This window comes from Spirillospora sp. NPDC046719, from assembly GCF_040645715.1.
In the GTDB taxonomy this organism is placed as follows: Bacteria; Actinomycetota; Actinomycetes; order Streptosporangiales; family Streptosporangiaceae; genus Spirillospora.
In genome coordinates this window covers 1-3,444 of the sequence record NZ_JBEYYT010000691.1, presented here as the reverse complement: position 1 = coordinate 3,444, position 3,444 = coordinate 1, and the positions used below count along the sequence as shown (strand labels likewise).

Sequence of the window (3,444 nt, the reverse complement as noted above, 5' to 3'; positions counted from 1 at the left end):
ATGGTACTGCATGGGAGACTGTGTGGGAGAGTAGGACACCGCCGGACATTTTGTGAGGAAGGCCCCGCCGTTCACGGCGGGGCCTTTCGCATTTCCGGGGTCAGTCCCAGTGGCCTGCCGCGGCGGCCTCCGTGACGTAGTCCTCGAACCGCCTGGCCGGCCGGCCGAGGGCCTGGTCGACGCCGTCGGACACCGTCGCCTCCCGGTCGTCGCGAATGTTCGCGAGGAGACCGGCGAGCATCTTCGCGGTCTCAGCGGGGACGCCGTTCGAGGCCAGCCTTTCGGCGAAGGCCTCCGGGGTGACGTCGACGTGCCGGACCGTGCGCCCGGCGGCTTTGCCGATGAGCTCGGCGGCCTCGGCGAAGCTGATCGCCCGCGGCCCGGTGAGCTGGTAGGTCCGTCCGCTGTGCTTGTCGTCGGTGAGCGCGTCCGCCGCGACCTCGGCGATGTCCTCGGCATCGACGAACGGAGTGCGGCCGTCGCCGGTCGGCACGGCCAGGGTGCCGCTGAGGACCCACGGCTTCCAGAACGACTCGCTGAAGTTCTGCGCGAACCAGCCGGGGCGCAGGATCGTCCAGCCGACACCCGATCCGCGCACGGCCCGTTCGGCGGACTTGAGGGGATGGTCGTCGGCGGCCTCGCCCACCCCATGGGCGGAGAGCAGGACGAGGCGCCGCACGCCGGCGGAGACCGCCTCGGTCACGAACGCGGGGATGCGCGCCTCGCGGTCCGGGACCGGCTGGAGGACGGGCTCCAGGAGGTAGACGGCGGTGGCGCCGTCGAGGGCGGCCGGCCAGGTCGCCGGGTCGCCGAGGTCGACGGTCACGTCGCTTCCCGTGCGGGACGCGGCGCGGACGGAATGGCCGGCGGCGCGCAGCCGCCGGACGATGCGGCGTCCGGTCTTCCCGGTGGCGCCGAGGATGAGTGTGGTGTCCATGGCCCCTACGCAACCGCATCAGGCGTAGACGATCCATGAGAGAACGTCTCGGATACCTTTGTCATCGTCTAGCGTGGTGCGGCATGGACGTCCTCAGCGATCTGCTGCATCGGGCGCGTGCGGGTGATGCGCTGGTCAGGCAGCTGGTCCAGCGTCCGCCATGGGCGCTGACCTTCGACGACACGGCTGCGCTCACGGTGGTCGCCACGCTCGGAGGCCATGCGGCGGTCCGGCTGGAGGGGGCCGCCGCGGCGCCGGTCCGCCTCGGCGCGGGCGACATCGCCCTCATCACCACGGCCGGCGAGTACACGATCGCGGACGACCCGTCCACCCCCGCCCAGGTCGTGATCCGGCAGGGGAAGAAGTACCGGGCCGACAGCGGCGATCCGGTCGCGGGTGGGGAGTGGAACCTCGCTCCCCGCACCTACGGCGACGGGCTGCCCGGTGCCACCGTCATGCTGCGCGGCGCCTACGAGCTGCACGGTGACGTGGGCGGGCGGATCCTGGAGATGCTTCCTGCGGTGGCGGTCGTCCCGGCCGGACCTCGGACGCGGGGTGCGTTGGATCTGCTCGCCGCCGAGGTCGGCCGCGACGAACCCGGCCAGGATGCCGTCCTGCACCGGCTGCTGGACCTGGTGCTCGTCCTGGCGCTGCGGGCCTGGTGCGCGCGGCCGGAGTCGGAGCTGCCGTCCTGGTACCGGGCGTTGGCGGATCCGGCGATCGGCGACGCGCTGCGCCTGCTGCACGGGGACCCGGCGCGGCGCTGGACCGTCGCCGCGCTCGCCGCCGAGGCCGGGATGTCCCGCGCGTCGTTCGCGGCGCGCTTCACCGGGCTGGTGGGCGAGCCGCCGCTCACCTACCTCACCGGATGGCGGATGACCCTCGCGGCCGACCTGCTGCGCGACACCGACGCCACGGTGGCGGCGGTGGGGCGCGAGGTCGGCTACGAGGACGCGTTCGCCTTCAGCGTGGCCTTCAAGCGCGCCCGGGGCGTCAGCCCGTCCCGCTGGCGGCGCGGGACGGGCTGACCCGGTCGCGTTCTCGGGCGGGGTGTCAGGTGAGGACGTTGAAGATCGCTTCGGCGCTGTCGCGGTTCTTGTAGAGGTTCCAGGCCGCGTCGGCGAGGTCGTCGGGGTCGAGCGTCCCGACGGTCATGCCGCCGAGCCGCTCCGACTCCGCGAGGAACATGCGGTGGATGTCGCCGCGCTCGATGAGGCCGCCGATGGTGAGGGTGCCCGCGTACACGCCCTGGTCCGCCAGCGCGGCGTTCAAGGTGATCGCGTAGTTGCGGAGGGCGGCGGACGAGATCGCCAGGTTCCCGATCGTCGGCAGCGGGACGACCGCGCTGAGGCCGCCGGCGAACAGCAGCGCGCCGTCCCCGCGCTCCAGCATGCCGGGCAGGACCGCGCGGACCGCGTCGATGGCGGGGTACACCCAGCCCATCGCCTCCTGGGCGGCGGGGACGTCCGTCTCCGTGATGGGTGCCGGGCGCGCGGCCGGGTCGGCCGCGCCGGGACCGTAGTAGAGGACGTCGATGGCGCCGTGCCGCGCGGTGATCGCGTCGAGGGCGCGGAGCAGGCCGTCGCGGTCGCGGATGTCCGCCGGGTGGGACGTGGCCTCGATGCCGGCGGACGCCAGCGACTCGAGGTAGCCGGAGTGGCGTGAGGCGTTGCGGGAGACGAGGGCGATCGCGTGCCCTTCGCGGCCGAACCGGTGGGCGATCGACATGCCGAGCCCGGGGCCGGCGCCGATGACGACGGTCGTCGCGGTCATGGTCGGGACCTCCAATAAGTTGAGGAGGTCCTCAAGTTAGCCGAAAGTCGAGGGTTTCCTCAACTTCGTAGGATGGCGGCATGTCCAGGAGCAGGCCGGCGCGGGCCGACGCCGCGCGGAACCGCGAGAAGCTGGTGGCGGCCGGGGCGCAGGTGTTCGGGGACCGCGGCCTCGACGCACCGCTGGAGGAGGTCGCGCGCCGCGCCGGGGTCAGCATCGGCACGCTCTACAACCACTTCCCCGCACGTCAGGACCTCTTCGACGCGATCTTCCCCGTCCGGCTGGCCGAGCTCGACCGGCTCGCCGCGGCGGCGCTGGACGATCCCGATCCCTGGTCGGGGTTCGCCGCCTTCATCGAAGGGATCGTCGCGCTCCAGGCGGAGGACCGGGGGCTGAACGACGTGCTCGCGCGCCGCTTCCCGCCGGCGTCCGAGCTGAGCGAGGCGTGCCACCGCGGATTCGAGCACCTGGCCGCGATCACCGAGCGGGCCAAGGCGGCCGGGCGGCTGCGGAGCGACTTCGAGGTCACCGACCTGGTGCCGCTGATGTGGGCGATGTCCCAGATCATCCGCGAGTCGGGGGACGCGATGCCCGCCGTCTGGCGCCGGTTCCTGGGGGTCTACCTCGACGGGCTGCGCGCGGGCGCGGCGCATCCGCTGCCCGCTCCCGCGCTGTCACCGGAGGAGATGGCCGAGTTCATGGGCCGCGGCTGATCAGCGAGCCCGCTCCAGGGC

General features: G+C 73.1%; 4 protein-coding genes. 2 read left to right on the top strand and 2 right to left on the bottom strand.

The window, feature by feature from the left end:
* Positions 1 to 100: 100 nt before the first annotated feature.
* Entirely contained in the window at positions 101 to 937 is an 837-nt protein-coding gene (locus ABZ914_RS48700; RefSeq protein ID WP_500201410.1) for an SDR family oxidoreductase, read from the bottom strand.
* Positions 938 to 1,020: 83 nt separating this feature from the next.
* On the opposite strand from ABZ914_RS48700, the gene ABZ914_RS48695 reads away from it, so the two are divergent.
* Positions 1,021 to 1,965 carry an AraC family transcriptional regulator gene (locus ABZ914_RS48695; RefSeq protein ID WP_500201409.1) on the top strand — a complete coding sequence of 315 codons (945 nt, stop codon included), beginning with the start codon at positions 1,021 to 1,023 and terminating at the stop codon, positions 1,963 to 1,965.
* 25 nt (positions 1,966 to 1,990) lie between these two features.
* Here the strand turns inward: ABZ914_RS48695 and ABZ914_RS48690 are convergent, their stop codons facing one another.
* The gene (locus tag ABZ914_RS48690) at positions 1,991 to 2,710 is read right to left on the bottom strand and encodes an SDR family NAD(P)-dependent oxidoreductase (RefSeq protein WP_500201408.1); all 720 of its coding nucleotides are present in this window, start codon (positions 2,708 to 2,710) and stop codon (positions 1,991 to 1,993) included.
* 80 nt (positions 2,711 to 2,790) lie between these two features.
* On the opposite strand from ABZ914_RS48690, the gene ABZ914_RS48685 reads away from it, so the two are divergent.
* A complete protein-coding gene (locus tag ABZ914_RS48685) occupies positions 2,791 to 3,423 on the top strand; it encodes a TetR/AcrR family transcriptional regulator (RefSeq protein WP_500201407.1) in 633 nt (210 codons plus the stop codon).
* The last annotated feature ends 21 nt before the right edge of the window (positions 3,424 to 3,444 follow it).